9 protein-coding genes are annotated in these 25830 nt (G+C 68.5%); 1 reads left to right on the top strand and 8 read right to left on the bottom strand.

The genetic code is table 11. The features are described 5' to 3' along the window. Nucleotides 1–6: 6 nt before the first annotated feature. The 6 genes from U5A67_RS06175 to U5A67_RS06150 all read right to left on the bottom strand — a co-directional run bounded on the left by U5A67_RS06175 (nucleotide 7) and on the right by U5A67_RS06150 (nucleotide 8485). Nucleotides 7–1740, bottom strand: a complete 1734-nt coding sequence (locus tag U5A67_RS06175) for a cyclic peptide export ABC transporter (RefSeq protein WP_321818503.1) — start codon at nucleotides 1738–1740, stop codon at nucleotides 7–9. Nucleotides 1741–1827: 87 nt separating this feature from the next. Then, nucleotides 1828–3891, bottom strand: a complete 2064-nt coding sequence (fhuB, locus tag U5A67_RS06170; RefSeq protein WP_321818502.1) for a Fe(3+)-hydroxamate ABC transporter permease FhuB — start codon at nucleotides 3889–3891, stop codon at nucleotides 1828–1830. Then, a complete protein-coding gene (locus U5A67_RS06165) occupies nucleotides 3888–4868 on the bottom strand; it encodes an ABC transporter substrate-binding protein (RefSeq protein ID WP_321818501.1) in 981 nt (326 codons plus the stop codon). Before U5A67_RS06165 ends, fhuB begins: the two co-directional genes overlap by 4 nt. A gap of 1 nt (nucleotide 4869) precedes the next feature. Next, nucleotides 4870–5739 (bottom strand): ATP-binding cassette domain-containing protein, encoded by an 870-nt coding sequence (locus U5A67_RS06160; RefSeq protein WP_321818520.1) that lies wholly within the window; start codon nucleotides 5737–5739, stop codon nucleotides 4870–4872. 39 nt (nucleotides 5740–5778) lie between these two features. After that, nucleotides 5779–7983: a TonB-dependent siderophore receptor gene (locus tag U5A67_RS06155; RefSeq protein ID WP_205987867.1), complete on the bottom strand. Its 2205-nt coding sequence runs from the start codon at nucleotides 7981–7983 to the stop codon at nucleotides 5779–5781. Nucleotides 7984–8224: 241 nt separating this feature from the next. Then, nucleotides 8225–8485, bottom strand: a complete 261-nt coding sequence (locus U5A67_RS06150; RefSeq protein WP_321818521.1) for a hypothetical protein — start codon at nucleotides 8483–8485, stop codon at nucleotides 8225–8227. On the opposite strand from U5A67_RS06150, the gene U5A67_RS06145 reads away from it, so the two are divergent. Then, a complete protein-coding gene (locus U5A67_RS06145; RefSeq protein ID WP_321818519.1) occupies nucleotides 8375–9118 on the top strand; it encodes a helix-turn-helix transcriptional regulator in 744 nt (247 codons plus the stop codon). The genes U5A67_RS06150 and U5A67_RS06145 overlap by 111 nt on opposite strands. Before the next feature lie 43 nt (nucleotides 9119–9161). On the opposite strand, the gene U5A67_RS06140 is transcribed toward U5A67_RS06145, so the two are convergent. Both U5A67_RS06140 and U5A67_RS06135 read right to left on the bottom strand, forming a co-directional pair. Further along, nucleotides 9162–14636, bottom strand: a complete 5475-nt coding sequence (locus U5A67_RS06140) for a non-ribosomal peptide synthetase (RefSeq protein ID WP_321818500.1) — start codon at nucleotides 14634–14636, stop codon at nucleotides 9162–9164. A gap of 4 nt (nucleotides 14637–14640) precedes the next feature. Further along, a complete protein-coding gene (locus U5A67_RS06135) occupies nucleotides 14641–25824 on the bottom strand; it encodes a non-ribosomal peptide synthetase (protein WP_321959683.1) in 11184 nt (3727 codons plus the stop codon). Nucleotides 25825–25830: the final 6 nt, after the last annotated feature.

Raw genomic sequence — 25830 nt, 5'->3', positions numbered from 1 at the left:
TGCGCTTCAGTGCGCGTCGGCGCGAGCGGGCTGGACTTCGCCGGTGCGCTGCGGACGCACTTCCTCGACGATGCGGCCGTTCTCCAGCCGGATATAGCGATCCGACGCATCGAAATAACGGTCGTCGTGCGAAATCACGATCAGCGTTTTGCCCTGGCGCTTCAGGTCCGGCAGGATCTCGGTGTAGAACACGCGGCGGAAGGTCGGGTCCTGATCGGCGGCCCATTCGTCGAGCACCATCACCGGGCGCTGTTCGAGATACGCGTGCACGAGCGCAAGCCGCTTGCGCTGGCCGGTCGAGAGATCGGTGGTGGTGAACGCGCCGTCGCGCACCTGCACCTTATGGGCGATTTCGAGGCGTTCGAGATAGCGCTGCGCCTGGGCGCCCAGGCGCGCTTCGCCCGGAATCAGCGTGTCGAACAGGTAGTAGTCGGAAAACACCGCCGAAAAGAGCTGGCGATAAGCGTCGAGATCGCGGTCGTCGACGGGCTGGCCGTCCACTTGCAACTGCCCCGCATCGGGACGATAGAGGCCGAGCAGCAGCTTGATCAGCGTGGTCTTGCCGCAGCCGTTTTCGCCGACGATAAAGAGCGTCTCGCCGCGCGCGATGGTCAGATCGACCGGGCCGAGCGCGAAGCCGCCAGGCGCGGGCGAATCGTTTTGATCCGCGTGCTTGTTTTTATCGTCGTCGCCGGTCGCGAGCGGCGCGGCGAAGCGGTAATGCGCGTGATCGAGCGAGATCGACGTGAAGTTCTCCCAGCTTTGCGCGCCAGGTTGTACGTTTGCGCCTTCGACCACCAGAGCCGGTTCGCGCGTCGAAAAGCGCGCCTGCAGTTCGGCGATGCGCTGGAACGCCACCTGCGCGCGGCCGATCGACGGCAGCGCGCCGACGATCTCCTGGATCGGCCCCTTCATGTACAGCAGCACCAGCACGAAGCCGGTGGCGATGGCGCGGTCCGCGCCCGCCACGCCGTGCTGCAGCGCGAGCATCAACCCGACCACGATAAAGAACAGCAGCGAGCCGAACGCATTGGCCGACACGAACACGTTCGCCGCGCGCACGCGCAGGCGCTGGATTTCGTCGATGGTGCCGCTCAGTTCGTTATCGAAGACGAAGCGGCGGCGCTGGCCGTTCAGGCGCAGTTCCTTCGCGCCGTCGGTGATCGAGCGATAGTGTTTTTGCAGGCGATCTTCGGCGGCGCGCGCCTGACCGAAACGGCCGATGCCCACGCGGCGCGCGAGCGTCTGCACCACCGAACCGATGGCAATCGCGGCAATCGCGATCAGCAGCATGACCGGCGACAGCACCAGCAGATAGCCGAGGCAGCCCAGAATCGTCGCCGTGGCGATGGCGAGGCTCGAAAACATGAAGGAAAACGAGCTGATCGTATCGATATCCTGATTGAGCGCGGTCACGAGCCGATGGCTGCGGAACTGCTCGATCTGGCCGATGGGAGCGGCCAGAATGCGCTCGCTCAGATCCTTGCGCAGCATCGCGATCACGCGCTGCCCGACGATGTTGTTGCCGATATCCGAGACCACCTCGCCGATCAGCGCGATCGCGCACAGTCCCGCGAAGCTCAGCAGCAGGGTGGGCAGGGCGTCGGTGCCGCTTTGCAGCGTGCGGTTGGTGACGGCCAGCAGGGCGGCGGTGGCGATCCCGCTCGCCGCGCCCATCATCGTGGCCAGCACGGTGATCGGCCAAAGGCGTCTGAGCAGTCTTAGCAATTGCGCAAGCATCGTGTTCCCCAGAAATTTCAGAAGTTCATGCGCGCGCACCGGAGTGCGGCACGGTGTTCCACAGCGTTCATCACAACAGCGGCAAGCTCAGCGACGCCGGCTGAGCAGCCACATCAGATAAGGCGCGCCGATCAGCGTCGCCACGAGTCCTGCGGGCAGTTCGCGCGGCATCAGCAGCGTGCGGCCGAGCCAGTCGGCGAGCACCAGCGTGAGCGCGCCGGTGGGCGCGGCCAGCGCGAGTTGCTGCAACGGCCTGCGCGCGCCGAACAGCCGCGCGAAATGCGGCGCGATCAGGCCCGCGAACGACAGCGGCCCGACGATCAAGGTGGCGGCGGCCGTGAGCAGCGCGATCAACACGAGCAGCGCGAGGCGCGCGCCGCGCATCGGCACGCCGAGCGCGCGCGCCGACGCATCGCCCAGCGGCAGGATCTGCAGCCAGCGCTGCGTGAACGGCAGTAGCGCGCACAGCGCGACGCAGAGCAGCAGCGCGAAGACGGCGTCGGTGGGCGTGATCGTGTAGGTGGAACCGGAAAGCCATTGCAGCAGCGTGGCGGCCTGTTCGCCGCCGGTGGCGATCGACACTGCCACCACCGCCTGGAACAGCGCGCCGATCGCCACGCCCGCGAGCATCACGCGCTCCGGCGCGTAGCGCGCACGATGCGAGAAGGCGAGGATCGCGAGCAGCGCGGCCAGTGCGCCAAGGCTGGTCGCCGCCAGGCGCGCGGCATGACTCGCCCCGCCCACGCTGCCGATATCGAACCAGCCGCCCACGCCGATCACCAGCACGATCAGGCCGAGCGCCGCGCCCGCGCTGACGCCGAGCAGTTCCGGGCTGGCGAGCGGATTGCCGGTCAGGCGCTGTATCAGCGTGCCGGCGACCGCGAGCATCGCGCCGGCGGCGAGTGCGGCGAGGGCGCGCGGCGCGCGCCAGATCGTCACCTGCGAGAGTTCGGTGAAGCTGCTGAGGTGCCAGCCTTGCGGGCCGCGCGCGAAAACGAGACTGAGCGCGAGCGCGCCGAGCAGCGCCAGCATCAGCGCCGCGAAGCGCCAGCGCAGCGCGGCGGCGCTGGCGGGCTGGCCTTGCGGCGCAGGCGAGGGCGCAGCGACAAGGCTCGCGCCGCGCTGCATGCGCGCAAGCAGGATCAGCATGACGGGTGCGCCGTACAGGGCCGTCGCCGCGCCCGTGGGCAGCAGATCGCCCATCGCGCCGGAGAAGCGCTGCACGGCCTGATCGGCGAGCCAGAGAATCAGCGCGCCGCACAGCGGTGCGGCCACGAGGCGTTGCGACAGCTTGCGTGCGCCCGCCATGCGCGCGAGCGGCGGCGCAGCCAGGCCGATAAAGCCGATCACGCCCACCGCGCTCACCACGGCGGCGCTCAGCATCACGGCCAGCGCGAGCGCCAGCAAACGCATGCGGCGCAGCGACAGGCCGAGGCTGTGCGCGTTGGCATCGGCGAGACCGAACAGCGTCATCGGGCGCAGCAGTAGGAAGGCCAGCGCGCCGCCGATGGCGAGGCGCACGGCCAGCATCGTCGCGGCGCTCCAGTCCTGCTGCACCAGCGAGCCGCCGCCCCAGATGAAAAGTCCGCGCAGATACGGCGCGTAGAACATCTGCAAGGCCACGCCGATCGAGCCGCAGTAAAGCGTCACCACCATCCCGGCGACGGCCACGGGCACCGGCGCGAGACCGCTGCGCCACGCGAGGCCGAACACCAGCAGCGCGGCGATCAGCGCGCCGCCCAGTGCGATCCACGAACCGGCCGCACCGGCGAGCGCGGGCGCGGCGAGCGTGGCGATCGTCAGCGCCAGTTGCGCGCCTGCGGAGACGCCGAGCGTCATCGGTTCGGCGAGCGGGTTGCGCAGCACCTGCTGGAAGATCGTGCCCGCGAGACCGAGAATCGCGCCGCACAGCCAGCTGACCACGAGACGCGGCAGCCAGCTGTCGTGCACGATGATCTGCTGGATATCGAGCGGCGCGCGCAGCGCCTGCGCCCATTGCGCGGCGGGCAGCAGCGCGCCGAGATTGGCGACGCTCAGCGCCAGCGCAATCGCCAGCACGGCAGTCAACAGCGCGGCCGTCAGCAACGCGGGCAAGCGGTGCCGGGAGAGCGAACGAAGCGAACGAAGCGAAACGGAACGGGCGGTATTCATGAGCGTTGCGCGCCTGCGGTTGCGGTGGCGGCGGGAGCGGTCAGCGCATCGGCGAGCGCACCGGCGAAGCGGGCCGCCGAAGGCAGCATGCCGAAGCCCCAGAACGGCGGCAGCGCGGCCACGCGACGCGCGGCGACGGGCGGCAGGGCGCGCCACAGGCGGTTATCGGCGAGTTGATGGTCGACGCCTGCGGGCAGCGGGTTGAAATAGAGCAGACCGGCATCGGGCACGTTCGCGAGCTGTTCGAGCCCGGCCACGCCGATCCCCCAGTAATCGGTCGCGCCATGCCAGGCGTTGCGCACGGCCATCGCGTCCAGCACGTCCTGGAACAGGCTGCGCGCGCCGTAGACGCCCACATGGCGGCCATCGAAAAAGCGGATCAGATAAAGCGGATCGGCAGGACTGGGCGTGCCGGGCTGCGGTGTTTGTGTCCGGGCGTGAACCAGCCGCGCGCGCGCCGTGTCGATCGCGCGCTGCGTGCCGTCGACCAGCGCCTGCGCCGCCGCTTCGCGCCCGCACAGCTTGCCGAGTTCCAGCGTGACCTCGCACGAGCGCCGATACGGCGAACCGGCATCGGTATAGATCGCGAACGCGCGCACCGGCGCGATGCGTTCGAGCATCTCGCGCTGCGATTCCTGGCTCGAATTGATCAGGATGAGATCGGGCGCGATCTGCTGCAGCAATTCGAGGCTGGGCGCGAGGCGCAGGCCCACGTCGGGCACGCCCGCAGGGATGGCGGGCGCGACCACGCTCTCGTTGTAGCTGTCGGTTTCGGTGACGCCCGCGGGCGTGAAACCCATCGCGAGCAGGGTTTCGACGATGCCCCAGTCGAGCACCACGACGCGCGGCGCGCGCGCGGAGCTCGCCGGATTGGCCGGATTGGCCGCAAGCGCGCGCGGCATATCGAGCAAGGCGAAGGGCAGGGCGCTCGCCAGCGGCAGCAGCGCCGCGTGCCGCAGGAAGGTCCGTCGCTGCATGTCAGCGCGCGACCGCAAGGCGGCTTCCGTTATGCGGATGCGGCAGGATATCCATCGGAATCCCGTAAATCGATTCGAGCACGCGCGCGTCCATGATCTCGTCGGGTGTGCCGCACTGGAGCAGGCGGCCGCTGTGCAGCGCGATCATCTCGTCGCAGAAACGCGCCGCCAGATTGACGTCGTGCAGCACGATCACGACCGTGAGCGCGCGTTCGTCGGTGAGCGTGCGCAGCAGGCGCAGCACGTCGATCTGATGGGCGATGTCGAGTGCCGATGTCGGTTCGTCGAGCAGCAGGCAGGGCGCGGCCTGCGCCACCAGCATCGCCAGCCAGACGCGCTGACGCTCGCCGCCCGAGAGGTGATCGGCGAGCTGCGAGGCGAAACGCGCGGTATCGGTGAGGCGCAGGGCTTCGTCGATATGGGCGTGATCGTCGGCGCCCAGACGGCCCAGCGCGCCGTGCCACGGATAGCGGCCAAGCGCGACGAGTTCGCGCACGGTCATATCGGTGGCGGCGGGCGGGTTTTGCGGCAGGTACGCGACCTGCCGCGCGAAATCGCGCGTCGACCAGTCGGCCAGCGCCGTGCCATGCAGACGCGCGACGCCGCGCGTGCAGGCCTGCTGGCGCGCCAGCAGCTTGATCAGCGTGCTCTTGCCCGAGCCGTTATGACCGATCAGCGCGATCATGCGGCCGGCGGGCAGGCTCAGGTCGAGCGGTTGCAACAGGACACGGCCGTCCGCCTCGAACGCCGCGCCTTCCAGCTCGAACAAAGGCTGCGCGTTGCGCGATGAGGAGGCGACGTGCGGCGCGGGCTGGGCGGCCCGCGCGGCTTGCGTCGTTGGGTTGGCTTCGGGCGAAACCGTCGATGTCATGTCAGTCAACACGCTCTTCCTTGAGACTTTCCTGCGGCTTTACCAGCGATAACGGGCGGTCGCGAGCACTTCCGCGCCGTCGGCATACGTACACGTCGACGAGCTGAAGCACGACGCGATGTACTGACGGTTCAGCAGGTTCTTCGCGTTGACCGAGAACAGCCAGTGACGGCCGGTGTCGTAGTGCACCGCGGCGTCGAGCAGGGTGACCGCGCCCACGTGGATCGTGTTCGATTGGTCGTAGCTGCCGCCGATGTAGCGCACGCCGCCGCCGAAGCCCAGACCGCGCAGCGGACCGCCGTGCAGCGTGTAGTCGAGCCACGCCGACGCCTGATGGCGCGGAATGCCCCACACGCTCTTGCCTTGCAGCGAGGTCGAGGTGCCGTCGACGGTGGTGGCCGTGTCGTTCGACTCGGTCGTGACGTCGTTCAGGTAGGTGTACGACAGCACGAGGTTCAGGTTGTCCGAGAGGCTTGCGTGACCTTCGAGTTCGAGGCCGCGCGCGCGCACTTCGCCCGCCTGCGTGTAGTAACCCGAGTGATCGAGGTCCGACGTCAGCACGTTTTGCTCGGTCAGGTTGAACAGCGACGCCGTGATGAAGCTGTTGTAGCCCGGCGGCTGATACTTCACGCCCACTTCGTACTGCTGCGCCGTGGTCGGCTTGGCCATGCCGCCGCCATAGAGTTCGCCGACCTGCGGATCGAACGACTTCGAGAAGCTCGCATACGGCGCGATGCCGTTGTCGAACAGATAGACGAGACCCGTGCGCCACGTGAACGCGCGCGCCGACTGCGAGGTGTAGCTCGACGTGACGGGGTTGTTGTCGTCGGCATCGGCCCAGTCTTCACGCGCGCCGATCAGGAAGCGCCACTTGCCGAACGCCATCTGGTCCTGCAGGTAGACGCCCAGCTGCTTCTGGCGGATGTGGTCGTAAGAGGTCTGCGACGGCATGGTGTTGTTGCCGTAGACCGGATCGAACACGTCGAGCGAGGGCGCGGCGAAGTTCGAACCCACGTCCTGACCGAAGATCACGCGCTGGAAATCGAGACCGCCGAGCACCGTATGCGAGACCGCGCCGGTGGCGAATTTCGCCTGCACCTGGTTGTCGATCGTGAAGACGTCGGCGTTCTCCTTGTTGTAGAACGAGTAACGGTTCAGCGTGGTGTTCGAGCCGGACGCGTAGGCGTACGGGAACACGTTCGCGAAGTCGTCCTTCACGTAGGTGTAGTGCGTGTTCTGGCGCACCGTCCAGGTGTCGTTGAAGCGATGCTCGAACTGGTAGCCCAGCGAGAACTGCGTGCGCGAGTGGTGATCGAAATCCGGGTCGCCCATGTTGGTGTGCGACGAGATCTTGCCGGCCGGATTGAACAGCACCGTGCCCTTGGCGGGCACGAAGTTGTAGTAGCCCACATCGGGGTCGCGCTGATACTTCGCGAGAATCGTCAGCGTGGTGTTTTCGTCCGGCTTCCACGTGATGGCCGGGGCGATGTAGACGCGCTCCTGGCGCGTGCCGCTCACCTGCGTGGTCGAGTCCAGACCCGTGCCGGTCACGCGGTACGAGAGCTTGCCGTCCGAGGTCAGCGCGCCGCCCATATCGAAGCCCGCCTGCACGCGGTTATGGCTGCCGGTCGTGAAGAAGACTTCGTGGATCGGCGTGGTGGTCGGCTGCTTGCTGACCAGATTGGCCACGCCGCCAGGATTGGTCTGGCCGTAGAGCACCGAAGCCGGGCCGTGCAGGACGTCGATGCGCTCGAGACCGTACGGGTCGAAGTTCGCGATGGCGTAGCCGAAGCTCGTGTCGCTCGGCAGGCGCGAGCCGTCGAGGAACTGCTCCATCAGGAAGCCGCGGCTGTAGAGGTAGGCCGCGCCCGACGTCGATGCGCCGCGCTGTTCCGATGTCACGCTGGCCGTATAGCGCAATGCTTCGGCCACCGACTGCGCGCCTTGCGCGGTCATCTGGTCGTTCGTGACCACCGACACCGACTGCGGCGTCTCGATCAGCGGCGTGTCGGTTTTGGTCGCCGACACCGCGGTGACCGGCACATAGCCGTCCGCCGTGCCGGTGGCGTGATTCTCGCGGCTGCCCGTCACCTTGACCGTGGGCAACTGCGTGCCCGTGCCGGTCGTGGTGCTGCTGGCGGTGTTGTCGGAAGCGGTCTGCGCCTGAGCGGCATGGAAGCTACTCAGCAGACAGAACAGCAAGGCGTTGCTCAACGCGGTCGAAACGCGTACCCCGGTCTTCATGTGTGATCTACCCACTACTAGGTTGAATTACTGTTGTTGAATATGAATGAGAATGATTCGTACTTACATCGTGAAAGAAAACAACGCTCGCTCTTGGTGGCTTTAGATGGGCAAACTTTTGGGGGATACGACAGGTCAAGGCCACGCGAACGCGCGCCAAGAAGGCACTATAATCGGAGTCGCTGACTTTCGTCAGGACAACTTTGACGTCAAAAGGGACATTTTTGGCGTCATCGATGTATCAAACTACTAACTTGTCATTGACCAGGACATGGCCGCTCCCCGGCTCCAGACTTTTGGACAGAGCGCCGCTGCCAGAAAAGTGATCGCGCAGGCGATCAACTATACAGACGGCGCCCACGAAATTGCCCACATACACCATCGCGCGCAGCTGATCTATCTGGCCGGCGGCATCGTACGCGTGATCACGCCACAGGGTTTGTGGACTCTCAAACCCGGCATGGCCTTGCTGATCGGAACGCAAATCGAGCACGAGTTGCATATGGTCGGCCAGGTTTCCATGCGCACGCTCTACATCGACCCGGACACGCTGCCGCCGCTGACCGGCGACTGCCGCGTGATCGCGCTCGACGATCTGCTGCGGGCGAGCATCCTCGGCATGTTCGACGCCCAGGGCAACGAAGCCCCCGAGACGCGGACGGCAGTGATTGTGCCCTTAATCTTGCATCTGTTGCACGAATTTTTGACGGCAGCGCCGGTTGCGGCCAGCAGCGGCGCTAGCGAAGGCATCGACAACGTCGATACCGCCGACGCCGTCGACAACCCGCGCCTGCCACTGCCCGAACATCCGCGTCTGCGCGCGATCTGCGAAAGCCTGATCGCCGATGCCGCCAACGCCGACACGCTCGAACAATGGGCCGAGCGCTCCGGCGCGAGCGTGCGCACGATCGCGCGGCTGTTTCGCCAGCAGACCGGCATGAGCTTCGTGCAATGGCGCGAGCGCTTGCGGCTCGAAGATGCCTTGTCGAAGCTCTCGGTCGGCCAGGCGCCCGGCGAAGTCGCGCAGGCGCTCGGTTATGCCGATGTGCGCACCTTCACGGTGATGTTCCGGCGCGCGTTCGGCAGCACGCCGCAGCAGTTTCGCCAGAGCCTGAACAAGGCCCACGCGGGCTGACCGGACGCCGCTTCAAGCGTCCGGCCAGCCGTCGCCGACAGCCTCAGTCCAGCAAGGCCAGCAGGCTGTCCACCAGCATCGGGTGATGCATGATGCTGGTGTGGCCGGCGGGAATTTCCGCAAGCACGGTTTCGCGCGTACCGGTGCGCGCCGGCCAGTCGCGCGGCTTGCCGCTTTGCACCGATTCCGTCGACCACCACACTGTCAGCGGCGTGCTCAGGCGCGGCATGCGGAAGGTGTCGGCGAGCCTGCCGTGTTCGAGGATCACGTCGCAGGCGCGCTCGAACAGCGCTCGCTCGGCGCGATGCACGCCATTCGCCGCGTGCTGCGCGATCCATTTGCGCAGCGCGCGCACTTCGGCTTCCACGTCGTCGTCGGCGTCGCGGTCGGGGAGTGCGTCGATCAGACCGGCCAGTTCGACCTGCTGGCCCGCGCGCTCGAACTGCTCGACCAGCGCCGTCACCACGCGCCCGCCAAACGACCAGCCCAGCAGCCGGTACGGCCCTTCGGGCTGCACCGCGCGGATGCGCGCCATGTAATCGGCGGCGAGATCGTCGAAGCTTTGCGCCTGCCACTGCGCGTCGGCGAGCAGCGGCGCCTGCAGGCCGAACAGCGTCGCGCGGCCATTGAGCGCCTTCGCCAGCGAGCGGTATTCGGCGACGAGTCCATGCCCCGCGTGAATGCAGAACACCGCGCGCGGCGCGCGCAGATCGTTGAGCGCGACGATGCCCGCAGGCAGCGGGCCAAAGCGCGAATCGCGTGAATCTTCGATATCGGCGTTGCCCGCACGGTTCGGCCCAGCGAGCGCGCCGAGCATCACTTCGAGCCGCGCGCGCTGCATCCACAGATCGAACACGGCGCGGTCGCGTTGTTCGGCTTCGGTCAGGGCCGCGGAGGCGCCCGCCGCGACCGGCGCTGGCGGAACCGGCGCAACGTGAGCGGCAAACGGCGTGTCATCGTCGATATCGATCAGCGCTTCCAGCGCGCGCTCGTAACGCGCGGCCAGCGCGGTCACCGTTGCCTCGGCGAGCACGCCCGGGCTGTAGCGCAGATTCACGCGCAACTGGCCATCCACGATCAACGCGCCGATGTCGAGCACGTGATCCATCGTGTCCGCATCGTCGGATTGCGCGCCCGAGCGCTCGCTCGCGAAGCCGAACGGACCGTCCGACGGCAGCGCCTGATCGAAGCGCCCGAGGTAGTTGAAGCGCAGCGCCGGCACCGGCAGTGCGGCCATCGCGGCGCGGCTCGCGGCATCGCCGAAACGGCGCAACGCGCCCCACGCGAAACCCTTGTCCGGCACCGCGCGCAGCGTTTCGCGCACGGCGGCCAGCGCACGCGCGGGATCGTCGTGCCAGCCAAACGCCAGCGGATACTGCGTCGTGAACCAGCCCACCGTGCGGCTCAGATCGACGCCATCGATCAGATCTTCGCGGCCATGACCTTCCAGATCGATCAGCAGACGCGGCGCGCCGCTCCACGGGCCGAGCGTTTGCGCGAGCGCGGCCAGCAGCCGTTCTTCCGCGCCGCCGCGCTCGACCAGACGCTGCGTGGCCTGCGCGGACAGACGCACGCTCGCGACACGGCTCGCGCTCACGCGGCGATCGATTTCGCCCGCGCCGTCATCCGGCCCGGCAAGCGGCACATGCGCCGATGCGCCGTGCAGATTGCGCTGCCACCACGCCAGTTGCCACAGCCGTTCGGACTGCTGCGCATACTCGGGCTGACGCGCGACCCACACGCTCCACGGCGTCGTGAGCGCGGGCAGCGCCGCTTCCGGGCGCTCGTAAAGCGCCTGCAATTCTTCGAGCAGCACGCGCCACGACACGCCATCCACGGCCAGGTGATGCACGACGATCAGCAGCCTGCGGGCCTCACCTGCTTCGAACGACGCCGCGCGCAGCAGCGGCCCATTTTCGAGGTCGAGGCTGCGATGCAGTGCGAGACCCGCATCGGCCATCTGCGTTTGCCAGTCGTGCGGATCGAGCGCGACGCTACGCAGCAGCGCGGCGTCCTCCTGCGGCGCGATGCGTTGATGCCAGCCGCGCGATTGCGCGTCGCGCCCGAAACGCAGACGCAGCGCATCGTGACGCGCCACCAGCGCGCACAAGGCCGCATCCAGCCGCACCGGATCGAGCGCTTCGCGTGCGCTCAGCAATACCGCCTGATTCCAGTGCGCGAGACCTGCGGGATGTTTCTCGAAGAAGCCTGCCTGAATGGGCGTAAGCGGCTGGGCGTCGTGGCGTTCGGCGGCCTCGGTGCGGTGTTCCGCGCTGCTGTCGCGCGCCACCAAAGCCAGTTCGGCGATGGTCGGATGCGCGAAGATTTCCTTCGGCGTGAGCGCCAGACCGGCTTCTTTCGCACGTGCGAGCAGCTGCAGGCTCAGGATCGAATCGCCGCCCGCCGCGAAGAAGTTGGTGGTCACGCTGCCGATCTCGCGTCCCAGCACCTGCTGCCAGATATCGCGCAAGGTGCGTTCGCGCGGCGTGCGCGGCGCGATCTGGTCGGCTTCGTGGCTGGCGGTATCGTCGGGTGCGGCGGGCAGCGCGCGGCGGTCGAGCTTGCCGTTGGCCATCACCGGCAGCGCGGCCAGCGCGACGAAACACGCGGGCACCATGAACGCAGGCAGACGCTCTGCAAGCGCCGCGCGCAAGGCGTCGAAGTTTTCATCGCCGATCACCGCCGCCACGACATACGCCACCAGCCGCGCCTGCTCGCCGCGCCGCTCCAGCACCACGGCCGCTTCGCGCACGCCGTCGCAGGCGCGCAGCGCCGCCTCGATTTCGCCGAGTTCGATGCGCTGGCCGCGCAGCTTCACCTGCTGGTCGAGCCGCCCGAGGAACTGGATCACGCCGTCTTCGCGTACGCGGCACAGATCGCCGCTGCGATAGAGCCGCGCGCCGGGGCGGCCGTGCGGATCGGGCACGAAGCGCTCGGCGGTCAGCGCGGCGCGGCCCGGATAGCCGCGCGCCACGCACGGCCCGGTGATGCACAACTCGCCCGCGCCGCCTTGCGGCATCGGGTTGCCGTCGGCGTCCAGCACCAGCGCGCCGCGTCCCGGATACGGCCGGCCGATCGGCACCACGGACTCATCCGCATCGGCTTCGCCGGTCGGGTAGTGCAGCGCCGCGATGGCGGTTTCGGTCGGCCCATAGAGGTTGTCGAGCGCGACGTGGCGCAGCGGGCCGCGTTGCCAGTGCGCGAGCGCATCGGCGGGCAGCGCTTCGCCGCCCACGGTGATCTGGCGCAGCGCGGCCAGCGTCCGCGGCGCGGGCAGATTGCGCTGCCATTGCTGCCAGAGCGCCGTGGGAATGCGCGCGAACGTCACGCGCGCCTGCGCGAGCGCCGCGCTCAGGCTGTCGAGCGTCCACGGCTGCGGGCCGCGCATGCGCACCTGGCCGCCCGCGAGCAGGGCGGGCAGCAACTCGTGCAAGGCGACATCGAAATTGATCGTCGACGATTGCAGCATCGTGTCCTGTGCGCCGATGCGGTAAGCGTCGGCGAAATCGCGCAGATGCAGGCTCAGCGCCTCGTGATCGAGCGCCACGCCTTTCGCGCGTCCCGTCGATCCCGAGGTGTAGAGCACGTAGGCAAGCTGCTGCGGATGCACGGGTTCGTCCCAGCCCTGCGCGTCTTCGGCGTGAACCTGCGCGACGTCGATCTGCGTGAGGCCGTCGAACAGCGTGCCCACCTGCGCGCGGCTCGCCGTATCGATCACGACCGCGCCGATGCCCGCGTCTTCGACCATGTCGCGCAAACGCGCCGCCGGATAGTCGGGATCGAGCGGCACGTAGGCGCCGCCCGCTTTCCAGACCGCGAGCAGCGCGGCCGGCAGCGCAACCGAGCGCGCGAGACACACGCCCACGCGCACTTCCTGGCGCACGCCGGCGCGCTTGAGCTGGCGGCCGATGCGGTTGCTCCAGGCGTCGAGCTGGCCGTAGCTCAGCGTGGCGTCGTCGCCCAGCACGGCGGGCGCGTCGGGCTGCAAGGCCGCGCGCGCGGCGAAGCGCGGCGCGACCGCTTCGAATGCGTAATGCGCCAGCGCCTGCGAGCCCGCCGCCGGTTCTTCGAGCGCGAAATCGCCGGGACGCCGCGCCGGATCGGCGGCGAACTGCGCCAGCACGCCTGCGTAATCGCGCGCGAGCCGCTCGATGGTGGCCGCGTCGAACATGTCGCTCGCGTAGTTGAAAATCGCGCGCAGACCTTGCGGGCTGTCGATCACGTTGAGCGTGAGGTCGAAGCGCACCGCGCCCGCGTCGCTGTCGAGCGGCGTCACGCGCAGGCCGTCGAGATCGGGTTGCGTGGCGGCATCGGCGCGATCGAGATTGAACAGGGTCTGGAACAGCGGCGCGTGCGAGAGGTCGCGTTCCGTTTTCAGCAGATCGAGCAATTGTGCGAACGGCAGGTCGTCGTTCGATTGCGCGGCCAGCACGGTGTCGCGCAGCGTGCGCAGATGTTGCGCCGCGCTCTGCGCCGCCGACACGCGGCTGCGGATCACCAGCGTGTTGACGAACAGCCCCATGAGCGCGTGCGTTTCTTCGCACTGACGGCCCGCAACGGGCACGCCCACCCACAGATCGGTCTCGCCGCAATAGCGGTAGAGCAGCAGGTTGAACGCGTTGAGCAGCGTCATGAACAGCGTGGCGTCGTGCTGGCGCGACAGGCCGTTGAGCGCGGCCGCCACCGAGGCGTCGATATCGAAGGCGTGGCGCGCGCCGCGTGCGTCGCGCACGGCCGGGCGCGGGCGGTCGGCGGGCAGCGCGAGCACGGGCGCGCTGCCCGCGAGTTGCGCGGTCCAGTAAGCGGCCTGTTTGTCGAGGCGCGCGCTGTCGACCCATTCGCGCTGCCACAGGGCGACATCGGCGTACTGGAGTTCGGGCGGCGTCGCGTCGAGCTTCGCGCCCGCCCGCGCCTGCGCATAGAGCGTCGTGAATTCGCGGATCAGAATGCCCATCGACCACGCATCGGACGCAATGTGATGGATCACGATCTGCACGACGTAGCTGGCGTCGCCGGTGCGCAGCACGCTCACGCGCAACGGCGTTTCGGATTCCAGATCAAATGGGCGCGCGGCGTTGTCGAGCAGCGTCGCGTGCAGGTCGGAAGTGGCGTCGCGCAGATCGAGCCGTCGAGCTTGCGGCCCGGCGCCCGGCGCGCGCGCCTCCTGCCAGGCCACGCCGCCGGTTTCGCCGAACACCGTGCGCAGCACCGCATGGCGCGCGATCAGGGCGGCCAGCGCGGCGTCGAGCGCGGCATCGTCGAGCGCGCCGTCGATGCGCAGCGCACGCGCGATGTTGTAGGCGTGGCCATCGGGTTCGAGACGCCAGAGAAACCACAGGCGCTCCTGCGCCCAGGACAGCGGCAGGCGCGCGGGCCGCTGCGCGAGCGGCACCACCGGCAGGATCGAGCCGTCGATGCCGTGTTCGCGCAGCCGCGCCTTGAAGCGCGCGCGTTTGTCGGCGGGCAGCGCCGCGTAGCTGCGCGCGATCTCGAGATATTCGTTGTTGTCGCGTGTCATTCGTTTAATCCAGTTCGGCGAGCAGTCGTTTCATCACATCGCGGTCGTCGGCCGCTGCTTCCTGTTGTTGCGCGGCGGCGGCCTGCTCAGCCGCGTTGTCGCGCAGATGCTGGGCGAGCCGCGCCACCGTGCCGTGTGCGAGCACGGCGGCCAGCGCCACCGGCTGCGCGAGCACGCGGGTGAGGCGCGCGGCGATCTGCACGGCGAGCAGCGAGTGGCCGCCCAGCGCATGAAAGTTGTCGTGCACGGACAGCGCGGGCGCGGCCAGCACGTCCTGCCAGACCGTGGCGATGGCCTGTTCGAGGTCGTCGCGCGGCGCGACTGGCGCGGCGCTGGCGTGCAGATCGGGCGCGGGCAGGGCGCGGCGGTCGAGCTTGCCGTTGGGCAGCATCGGCAGGCGTTCGAGCGTGACGAACGCGCCCGGCACCCAGGCTTCGGGCAGACGCGCGCGCAGCGTGGCGGCGAGCACGTCGGTGGCGGCCGCGCCGACGATCCACGCCACGAGTTGCTGGCGCTCGCCTTCGCCATGCAGGCCGACCACGGCTTGCCGCACGCCCGCGCAGGCGCGCAGCGCGGCCTCGATTTCGCCGGGCTCGATGCGCTGGCCGCGCAGCTTGATCTGCTGGTCGATGCGGCCGAGGAACTGCACCACGCCATCCGCGCCGATGCGGCAAAGATCGCCGGTTCGGTACAGACGCGCGCCGGGCGCGCCGAGCGGATCGGGCACGAAGCGCTCGGCGCTCAGGCCGGGCCGCGCCAGATAGCCGCGCGCGAGCGACGCGCCGCTGATACACAACTCGCCGATCCCGCCAGGCGGCACGCTCTGCCCATGCACGTCGAGCAGCGCCACGCCGCGCGCCGCGAACGGTACGCCGATCGGCACGATGCTGTGCGCGGTGTCTGCGGCGCCGGTGCGATGCCAGAGCGCGGCGACGGCCGTTTCGGTCGGACCGTACAGGTTATCGACGCGAATCGCGCCCAGCGGCCCGTTGCGCCAGCGCGCGAGCGCGTCGCCCGCGAGCGCTTCGCCGCCCACCGTGATCTGGCGCAGCGCGCGCAAGGCCTGCGGCGCGGGCGCGCTGTGCTGCCACTGCTGCCAGAGCGCCGTGGGAATGCGCGCGAAGGTGACGCCCGCGTTCACCAGCGTGGCGTTGAGCGTATCGAGATCCCAGGCGTCGGGGCCGCGCATTTCGACGCGCGCGCCCGCGAGCAGCGCGGGCATCAGTTCGTGCAGCGCGACATCGAAATTGATCGTCGACGATTGCAGTACGACGTCGTTTTCGGCGATGCCGTAGACGCGCTGGAAATCGGCCAGATGCAGGCTCAGCGCGCGATGGCTGATCGCCACGCCCTTGGGCTTGCCGGTCGAGCCGGAGGTGTAGATCACGTAGGCCAACTGTTCGGGCGAGGCGAGTGCGGGCAGCGCGGCGTTGGTGTTTGCGCGGGCATTCGCATCCGCATCGGCGCGTTCCAGCGTGACGACGCGGCGCGCGGCGAACAATTCGCCCAGACGCGCGAGACACGCTGCATCGGCGACGAGGTGCTGAACCTGGGCATCGTCGAGCATGTCGGCCAGACGGTCGCGCGGATAGTCGGGATCGAGCGGCACCCACGCGCCGCCCGCTTTCCAGATGCCGAGCAGTGCGGCCGGCAGGCCCACGCCGCGCGTCACGCACACGCCCACGCGCTGGTCGGCGCGCAGGCCGGCCTGCACGAGGCGCGCGGCGATGGCGTCGCTCCAGGCGTCGAGCGCGCCGTAGCTGAGCGTGTCGCCGCGACAGGCCAGCGCGATGCGCGCCGGATGCTGCAAGGCGCGCGCGCTGAAGCGCGTTGTGACGGCATCGAAAACGTCGATGCGCTGCGGCTGGGTCTCGCGCGGCGCGGCGGCCAGTGCGATATCGCCCAAGCGCGCGCCCAACCGTGCGTGTTCCGCCTGCGGTGCGTCCAGCAGCGCGGCGGCGAACTGTTCGAGCACGTGCACGTAATCGGCGGACAACGCCTCGACGCTCGCTCGCGCGAAGCGCTCGCCTTGCCACGCCCATTGCAGGTCGAGATCGCCGCGCGGCAGCACGGCCAGCGTGAGCGGATAGTGGGTGCGGTCGGCGCTATGCAGGCTGCGCATGGTCAGCCCGCCGGGCGCCGCGTCCAGCGCGCGATCGACCGGATAGTTCTCGAACACGAACAGCGTGTCGAACAGCGCGTCGCCGCTGCGGCCGGTCCATTGCTGGATGCGCGTCATCGGCGTGTGCTCGTGGTCTCGCAGCGTCTCGTTGAGCGCGTGCAGGTCGCGCAGCCAGTCGCGCGTGTTCGCGCCCGCGGGCGTATCGACCCACATCGGCACGCTGTTGATGAAGAGGCCGAGCATGCGCTCGACGCCCGGCAGACCGGCGGGACGGCCCGAGACCGTGACGCCGAAGGCCGCGCGCGAGCGCCCGCCGTAACGCGCGACCAGCAGCGCCCACGCGCCTTGCATCAGCGTGTTGAGCGTGACCTGGGCGCGCTCGGCGGCGCGGCGCAGACGCGCGTGCAGCGCGCCGTCGATGCGCACCGACCAGTCGTGCGCGCCCGCTTCGTGGTGGGCTTCCTGGTGGATGTCCTGCGGGCGCGGCTGGCCGAGGCTGGGCGCGAGCAGCGTGGCATCTTCGGCGTTGGCGGCGAAGGCTTGCCACCACGCGGCGTGATCGCGCGTCGCGGCGTCGTGCGCGAGCCAGCGCACGTAATCGCGATACGGCGCGGCGGGCGTTGTCGTGGGTTCCGGCGCGGCCGCATCGGCGTAATGCCGATAAACCCGCGACAGCGCACCGAGCAACTGGCCGCTGCTCCAGCCGTCGAGCAAGGCGTGATGGCTGGTCCAGACCAGATCGTGCGCGCCGTCCGGACGTGCGATCAAGGCCACGCGCATGAGCGGCGCGCGTGCCGGATCGAAGCCCGCGCGCAGATCGGCATCGCGCCAGGCGGCCAGACGCGTTTCGTAATCGTCGCCGCTGGCGCGCCAGTCAAGCTCGCCGAACGGCACCTGCGCCGCGCGATGCACGACCTGCAGCGGGCCGCTTTCCTGGCCGAGTTCGAAGTGCGTGCGCAGCACCGCATGTTGCGCGATCACGTGCTGCCACGCGGCGCGCAGCGCGCGGGCGTCGAGCGCGCCGTCGAGCGTGAGGCGCAACTGGTTCACATAAAGACCCGCGCCTTCGTTGAGCAGGCTGTGGTAGAGCAGGCCCTGCTGGAGCGGCGTGGCCGGATAGATGTCCTCGATATCGGCGAGCGGCAGGCGCATGGCGTCGAGCGTCGTCTGGTCGATGCCCGCGAGCGGGAAGTCGCTGGCGCTCGCGCCTGCGGGCGCGGCGACGCAATGCTCGATCAGCGCGCGCAAGCCGGCGACGGTGCGCGCGGCGAGCGCTTCGACCTGCGCGGCATCGAGCAGATCGGGGCTGAAGCGCCAGTGCAGCGCGAGTTCGCCGCCGGACACCATCGCGGTGATGTCGAGCAGATGTTCGAGCGTGTCGTGCGGCGCGAGCGGCGCACCGGCGAAGTCGTGCGAGAACGCGAACTGCGCGCGCGACGCGTTCGTGCCGAGCGCGCCGTCGAACTGGCCGAGATAGTTGAAGCGCAACTGGGCATCGGCATGGTTCAGCGCGCTCGCGCCGAAGCCTTGCGCGGGCACGGCGCGCAAGGCTTCCTTCACGGCGATCAGCGTGCGCTCGGGCGTCTGCGCACGCGGCAGCGCGAACGGATATTGCACCGTGAACCAGCCCACCGAGCGGCTCAGATCGAACGCGTCGAGCGGGCCGGGCGGCAGATCGCGGCCGTGCGATTCGAGGTCGATGAGGATGGCGGTTTCATCGTCGTCGTCGCGGGTTGCGTTCAGCGCGTTGGAGAGCGCGGCGAGCAGCAGATCGTCCGGGCGCGTGCGGTACGCGTGCGCGCTTTGCTGCAACAGGCGGGCCGTGGCCTGCGCGTCGAGGCTCACGCTTACGCGGCGGCTTGCGCCCAGCGAGCGGTCGGCGGAGCGTTTTGCGGCATTTTCTGCGGCGTTATTCGCGGGCGGCGTGGCGAAGGCCGGGCGGGCGGCGTCCAGCGTGCGTTGCCATTGCGTGTGCGCGGCGGTATCGGCGCTCGCGTTTTGCGCATTTTGTGCGCTGTGGCTGGCCTGAGCCGCCACCCACGCACTCCACGGCAGCGCCGGGCCGCCGACGGCATCGCCCGCATAAAGCGCCTGCAGGTCGTCGAGCAGCACGCGCCACGAAACGCCGTCCACGGCCAGATGGTGGATCGCGATCAGCAGGCGGTGTTGCTTGCCCGCTTCGAAACAGGCCGCGCGCAGCAGCGGCCCTTCGACGATGTCAAGACTTTGCTGGATCGTCGCGCCAGCCTGCGCGAGTGCTTCGTTCCAGTTGTGTTCGTCGAGTTGCACGACGCGCAGCAGGTCGGCGGTTTCTTGCGGCGCGACGCGTTGTTGCCAGCCAGCGTCGCTTTGGGCGAAGCGCAGGCGCAGGGCATCGTGGCGCTGGACGAGCGCTTGCAGGGCGGCGCGCAGTCGATCGGCGTCGAGCGCATCGGCAGATTCGAGCAGCACCGACTGATTCCAGTGCGATTCGCCGTGCGGGCGGCGCGCGAAAAACGCGGCCTGAATGGGCGTGAGCGGCAGGGCGTCGTGGCGCTCGGCGGGCAGCGGCGCGTTGTCGGCGCAGGCGGTCATGATGCGCGCCTGCTGCTCGATCGTCGGTTGATCGAAGATCTGGCGCGGCGTCAGCGTCCAGCCCGCGCCGCGCAGACGCGCGATCAGTTGCAGGCTCAGGATCGAATCGCCGCCCGCTTCGAAGAAGTTCATGCAGACGCTATGGACCGCGTGGCCGAGCACGCTTTGCCAGATGTCCAGCAGCGTTTGCTCGCGCTCGTTGCGTGGTGCGATGGCTTGCGCGTTGTCGTCGTCCCAGGCGGGTTCGGGCAAGGCGCGGCGGTCGAGCTTGCCGCTGGGTGTGAGCGGTAAGGTTGCGAGCGCAACGATCGCGGATGGAACCATATGCGCGGGCAGCGTGCGCGTGAGTTGCGCGCGCAGATCGGCAGGTTGTGCAGTGCCGCTGACGTAAGCCGCGAGGCGTTGGCGCGCGCCTTCGCCACGCAGCACGACGGCGGCATGCGCGACGCCTTCGCACGCGCAGAGTGCGGCTTCGATCTCGCCCGGTTCGATGCGGAAACCGCGCAGCTTGATCTGCTGGTCCAGACGCCCGAACGGTTCGGGACGGCCATCGGCGCGCAGACGGCAGAGGTCGCCGGTGCGGTAGATGCGTGCGCCGGGCGCGCCATCGGGATCGGGCACGAAGCGCTCTGCCGTGAGGCCCGGACGGCCGAGATAGCCGCGCGCGAGATTCTCGCCGCCGATGCAAAGCTCGCCGAGTCCGCCATCGGGGACGGCTGCGCCTTGTCGGTCGATGACGCGCAGGACCGTATCGGGAAGCGGATCGCCGTGCGTGATGGCTTCATCGGCGTGAACCTGCGCACCTGCGGAATAGATCGTCGTTTCGGTCGGCCCGTAGATGTTCCAGAGCGTGACGTTACGCGCGATCAGTGCGGCGGCGAGATCGGGATGCAGCGCTTCGCCGCCTGAAATGCCGAGCAGCGGCGGATGTTGTGCGGCTTCGAAGTCCTTACGCCAGCCCGCTTCGATCAGCATGCGCCATCCGCTAGGCGTGGCCTGGAACACATTTGCGCCGCTTTCTTCGAGACGTTTCGCGAGAGCGAAACCGTCGCGTGCCGTCTGCGCGGAGACGATTTCCAGCGGAATGCCCGCAACCAGCGGCAGGCAGTATTCAAGCAAGCTGATATCAAACACAGGTGCCGATTCGCTGAGCCACGAAGCCTCAGCAGGCAGCCCCGGCTTGCGCGCGATGCTGGCAACAAGCCGATCCAGCGCGCCGTGCGTTACGCCGACGCCTTTAGGCTTGCCCGTCGAGCCCGACGTATAGATCACATACGCAAGCTGGTCAGGATGGACCGGAGCGAAAGACACCTCGCAGGACTGACCAAAAGCGAGATCGGCGCGCACGACGTTGAGCGTTTCAAAACGCGAAGCGGTCGTAGCATCGGCGATTACGCAGGTCACGCGCGCGTCGTCGAGCATGGCGGCGATGCGCTCGTCGGGATACGCAGGATCGACGGGCAGATACGCCGCGCCAGCCTGCCAGAGCCCGAGCATCGCAGCGATCAAGGCGGGCGAGCGCTCGACGCAAACGGCCACGCAGGCATCGCGTTTCACGTCTGCATTGCGAACTGAAGCCGCAATCGAATTCGCCCATTGCTGAAGCTGCGCGCCGTTAAACGCAGCGTGTTCACCACGCAGCGCAACGCGCTCAGGTTGAGCCATAAGTTGCCGCGCCACACGCTCGGCTACCGGTTCGAACGCATACCCATCGAGCGGCACCGCCTCACGCGTCACAACCGGCAACGCCAGCGAGCGCAACGGCACATCGGCATGATCGCCAATCCAATCGATAAGCATGACGAAATAATCGGCCATTCCCTCGATGACCGCAGTATCGAACATCCCATCGGCGAAATCGAAATGCAGACGGGCACGACCCGCAATCTCCAGCACATCGAGTTTCAGATCGAACTGCGCCGTGCCGCCCTGAACGGGCAGCGGCGACATGCTCAGGCCGGGCAGCGACCGCGTCGCGCCTTGCGTGCGCTGATAGTTGAACATCACCTGGAACAGCGGCGATGCGCCTTCGTCGCGCGCGGGTTGCAGCGCTTCGACCAGACGCGCGAACGGCACATCGGCGTGCGCGTGGGCATCCAGCACGCGCTGGCGCACCTGCGCGAGCAGATCGGCGAACGGGCGCGCGCTATCGACATCGGCGCGCATGACGAGCGTGTTCACGAAGCAGCCCACCATCTGCGCCGTGTGCGCCTGCGTGCGGCCGCTCACCGGCACGCCTACGCGGATTCCGTCCTGGCCGCTGTAACGTTGCAACAGCACATCGAAAGCGGCGAGCAGCACGGTGAACAGGCTGGTGCGCTGCGCATCGGCGAGCGCTTGCAGCGCGTGCATGCGCGTTTCGTCGAGCGTGCGTTCCACGCGGGCGAGCGCGCGCGACGCTTGCTGGTCGCGATCGACGCGGCGCGGCAGTTCGAGCGCCGTGGCCGATTCGCCGAGCAGGCCGCGCCAGTAATCGATCTGGGCGTCGAGCGCGGCTTCACCTGCGTCGTGGCGTTGCCAGTGCGCGTAATCGCCGTATTGCAGCGGCAATTGCGCGAGCGTATGGGTCGTGTCGCCTGGTTCGGCCGCCGCGCGATACAGCGCGCAGAGTTCGTCGAGCATGAGTTCGAGCGATTCGCCATCGGCGACGATGTGATGGACGGCGAGATGCAACACATGGCGCGTCTCGTCGGCGCGCATCAGCGTGATACGCAGCAGCGGATCGTGAGCGAGATCGAACGGCTGGGCGGCCGCTTCACGCAGGCAGGCTGCGATACGCGCGTCGCCGCTTGCTTCGCGTTCGCTCCACGTGTAGCGCGGCGCATCGTGAATCTGCTGCCACGCGACGCCATCGCGCTCGCCGAACGAAGTACGCAGCGCTTCATGGCGCAGCGAAAGCGCATCGAACGCGCTACGCAATGCCGCGCGATCGAGCGTGCCTTGCAGGTCCACCGCGCAGGTGATCGTGTAAGCGGTATCGCGCGGATCGAAGCGCCACAGGAACCACAGACGTTCCTGCGCGAACGCGAGCGGCACATGCTCGGCGTTGGTTGAGCGCGCAACTAGTGGCGGCAACGCCGAAATATTCGATGGCGCTTCGCTACGCGCGAGTTCGATTTGCGCCGCGAGCGCGCCGAGCGTCGGGTAATCGAAGAAGGCGCGCAAGGGCAGCGCCACGCCGAATGTCGTCTGGATCAGCGCGGCGAGCCGCACGGCGAGCAGGGAATGGCCGCCGCGCGCGAAGAAGTCATCGCTGGCACGCAGCGCTTCCACGCCGAGCACGCCGAGCACGTCGCGCCACAGTGCCGCGAGCGCTTGCTGCGATGGCGTCAGCGGTTCGATGTCGCCGGTTTCATCGGCGAATGCGGACGAGGCTTCGGGCGCAGGCAAGGCGTGACGGTCGAGCTTGCCGTTGATCGTGAGCGGCAGCGCGTCGAGCACGACAAACGCGGCCGGACGCAGATGTGCGGGCAATTGCGTAGCCGCGAATGCGCGCACGCTCTGAATCAATGATTTGGATGGCGAATCAACTGGTGAAGGAACCAGATACGCCACCAGCCGCGCGCCGCGCTGCGGATGTTCGTCGAAAACCACTTCGACAGAGGCAATGTCTGCGTGGCGAAGCAGCGCCGCGCGCACTTCGCCGGGCTCGATGCGAAAGCCGCGCAGCTTGACCTGATCGTCGTTGCGGCCCAGATAAGCGAGTTCGCCATCGGCCAGACGGCGCGCCGTGTCGCCGGAACGGTACAGACGCGTGCCTGGCGTGCCGAACGGATCGGGCACGAAACGCTCGGCGGTCAGGCCCGGACGATTCGCGTAGCCGCGCGCAAGGCCCGCGCCGCCCACGAACAGTTCGCCGGTCGCGCCGGGCGGCACGGGGTTCATATCGGCGTCGAGCAGATGCAGTTGCAGATCGTCGAGCGCTTCGCCGATCGGGCTGGCAATGCGTCCATTCGAGCCATGAATATCGGCGTCGTTCAGCGCGCGGTACGTGACGTGCACCGTTGTTTCGGTGATGCCGTACATGTTGACGAGTTGCGGCAGCGGCGTGCGCGCGTCGCGGCGCGCGCGATGCCAGGCGGCCAGCGTCGCCGGTTCGAGTTTTTCACCGCCGAATACGACCACGCGCACATCGGTGAACGGTGCCTCTGCGGCGAGGTCGGCGCGCATCAGCGCTTCGAACGCGGAGGGCGTCTGGCTCAGCACGCTCACGCGCTGCTCGCGCAGCAGGCGCTGCATGGCGTCGGGCGCGCGCGCGGTCCAGTACGGCACGAGTACGAGACGCGCGCCATGCACGAGCGGCCCGAAGAGTTCCCACACCGAAAAGTCGAACGAGGGCGAATGAAACAGCGTCCAGACATCGTGCGCGCCGAAGCCGAAGCGTTCGGTCGTGCTGTCGAACAGGCGCGCGAGATTCGCGTGCGTGACGCCCACGCCCTTGGGACGGCCGCTCGAACCCGAGGTGTAGATCATGTAGGCAAGCTGATCGGGATGCGGCACGACGCTGGCGAGTTCGCCGGATTGCGCCTGCGGTGCAAGTGCGAGCGCATCGGCGTCGATCATCGCGATGCCGTGCTCGCGCGCCCAGTCGCCGAGCGCGGCCATGCCTTCGGCGTCGGCGACCACGCAACGCGCGCCTGCATCGGCGAGCGTGTCTTGCAGTCGTTCGATCGGATAGTGCGGATCGAGCGGCAGATACGCCGCGCCGCTACGCAGGATGCCGAGCGCGCCCGCCACCAGCGCGGGCGTGCGGCCCGTGCACAGGCCCACGCAGCGATCGTGCGCAATCGTGCCAGGCGCTTTCGATGCTTCGATAGCGAGTGCGTGTTTCACGGCCTGCGTCCAGTCGTGCAGCTCGCGCCAGCTTAAAGAGCGATGCTCGCCGGTCACGGCTTCGGCATCGGGACGCTCGCGCAGGTGGCGCCCGATATGTTCGAGCACGCTGGTGAAGGCGTGTTTGTGCGCGGTGGCCGGTTGCGCCGATTCCGCATCGGCAGCGCTCAGATCGAGTTCGGCGAGCAGCATGTCGGGCCGTTGCGCGATCTGCGCGAGCACGTCGAGGTAGTGATCCGCGAGACGCGCGACGGTGCGTGCGTCGAAACGCGCGCTTGCGTAGACGATGTTCAGCGCAATGCCTTGCGCGCTTTCGACCAGGTTGAACGAGAGATCGAATTGCGCCGCGCCCGTGTCGATCTCGCGCGTGTGCACGTCGAGCCCAGGCAGCGCGTCGAGTGCGCTGCGCTGGCTGCGTTGCAGGCTGAACATCGCGTGAAACGGCGCGGTTTCGTCATGGCGGTCGTTGCCCGCACCACGCAGCGCCTGCACGAGACGCGCGAACGGCAGCGCGCGATGCGCCTGCGCGTCGAGCAGCGTCTGGCGCGTTTCGCCGAGCAGCGCGGTGAACGGCATCGCGCCGCGCGGACGCTGGCGCACCACCAGCGTGTTGACGAAAAAGCCGACGATATTCTCGGTTTCCACGCCCGTGCGCGTACTCGACGGCACGCCGATACGCACATCGTCGCGGCTGCTGTAGCGATAGAGCAGCGCGCCGAACGCCGCGAGCAGCGCCATGAACAGCGTCGCGCCGTGCGCGCCCGCCTGGGCCTGCAAACGCGCGGCGAGTTCGGGCACAATCTCGCGGCGCAGACGCGCGCCCGCCGACGCTTCGGCCGCATCGTGCGGACGCGGCGCGTCGTAAGGCAGCGGCGAGGGCGGCGTGCGCGTGCCCAGTTGCGCGCGCCAGTAATCGAGGTGCGTGTTCAGTGCCGCTTCGTCGAGCCATTCGCGTTGCCAGCGCGCGCAATCGCGCATCTGCAAACCTGGCGTCGTGCTTTCTTCAGCGATGTTTGATTCCTTGCTGCACAACTGCGCGTAAGTCTGCGCGATATCGCGCACGAGCAGGTTCATCGACTGGCCGTCGGTGACGATGTGATGCAGCGTGAGCAGCAGCACATGATGCGTTTCGCCGATGCAAAACAGGTCCGCGCGCATCGGCGGCCCCGCTTCGAGGTCGAAGGGCGCGGCGGCGGCGCGGCGCATCGCGGCGTCGAGTGCAGTTGCATTGGCCTGCTCGCCGCGCAGATCGTGGCGGCGGCAAACCGGTAGCGGCGTGCCTGCCACCGTCTGGCGCAGTTCGCCATCGGCACGCTGCACGAAGCGCGTGCGCAGGCCTTGATGGCGCTGGGCGACGCGGCGCAGGGCTTCGTCGAGCGCTTCGGCGTCGAGCGCGCCGTGCAGGTCGAGCGCGCCCGGCATGTGATAGGCGGGATCGTCGGGTTGCAGCTTCCAGAGGAACCACAGATGTTCCTGCTCGAAGCTCAGCGGCGCGTCGCCGCCTTCGTTGTTGTCGGCATCGGCGAGCGGCACGACCGGCAGCGCGCCCGGATCGATGCGCTGTTCGGCCACGCGTTGACGGAACGCGGCGCGGCGCTCGGGCGGCAGCGCGGCGTAACGTTGCGAAAGGGCCAGCATGGACGCATTCGGTTGAGTCATGGATTC

The sequence above is a fragment of the Paraburkholderia sp. J69-1 genome, assembly GCF_905220255.1.
Classification (GTDB): Bacteria; Pseudomonadota; Gammaproteobacteria; order Burkholderiales; family Burkholderiaceae; genus Paraburkholderia.
This window is presented reverse-complemented; position numbering and strand designations above follow the sequence as displayed.

Coding starts and splice junctions, on each gene's coding strand:
- fhuB (WP_321818502.1), bottom strand. CDS start 3,891: ATGAATACCGCCCGTTCCGTTTCGCTTCGTTCGCTTCGTTCGCTCTCC.
- U5A67_RS06175 (WP_321818503.1), bottom strand. CDS start 1,740: ATGCTTGCGCAATTGCTAAGACTGCTCAGACGCCTTTGGCCGATCACC.
- U5A67_RS06155 (WP_205987867.1), bottom strand. CDS start 7,983: ATGAAGACCGGGGTACGCGTTTCGACCGCGTTGAGCAACGCCTTGCTG.
- U5A67_RS06160 (WP_321818520.1), bottom strand. CDS start 5,739: ATGACATCGACGGTTTCGCCCGAAGCCAACCCAACGACGCAAGCCGCG.
- U5A67_RS06165 (WP_321818501.1), bottom strand. CDS start 4,868: ATGCAGCGACGGACCTTCCTGCGGCACGCGGCGCTGCTGCCGCTGGCG.
- U5A67_RS06140 (WP_321818500.1), bottom strand. CDS start 14,636: ATGACACGCGACAACAACGAATATCTCGAGATCGCGCGCAGCTACGCG.
- U5A67_RS06135 (WP_321959683.1), bottom strand. CDS start 25,824: ATGACTCAACCGAATGCGTCCATGCTGGCCCTTTCGCAACGTTACGCC.
- U5A67_RS06150 (WP_321818521.1), bottom strand. CDS start 8,485: ATGCAACTCGTGCTCGATTTGCGTTCCGATCAGCAAGGCCATGCCGGG.